A 233-nucleotide genomic window follows, 5' to 3' on the forward strand; every position below is an offset into this window, starting at 1 on the left:
TTATCGAAATTTGGAACGCGTGCCACCAGTTGGCCAATGATGTTGACGTATTCGCCTGGCAGGGTGTAGCCGACGGTGTCCGGAATGTTGATGGTGGATGCACCGGCATTGATCGCGGCTTCAACCATGCGGCACAAATCGTCGATTGACGTACCCCCGCCCGCTTCACAGGAGAACTCAACATCGTCGGTATAGTTGTGGGCGCGACTGATCATGTGCTCTGCGCTGCCAAC

At 55.8% G+C, this 233-nt stretch carries 1 pseudogene; it reads right to left on the reverse strand.

Features of this window, described 5'->3' with window-relative positions:
- Positions 1 to 233 (reverse strand): annotated as a pseudogene (locus KVT28_RS27080) (2-isopropylmalate synthase); the annotation flags it as partial.

This window comes from Pantoea sp. GbtcB22, assembly GCF_019091025.1.
Taxonomy (GTDB): domain Bacteria; phylum Pseudomonadota; class Gammaproteobacteria; order Enterobacterales; family Enterobacteriaceae; genus Pantoea; species Pantoea leporis.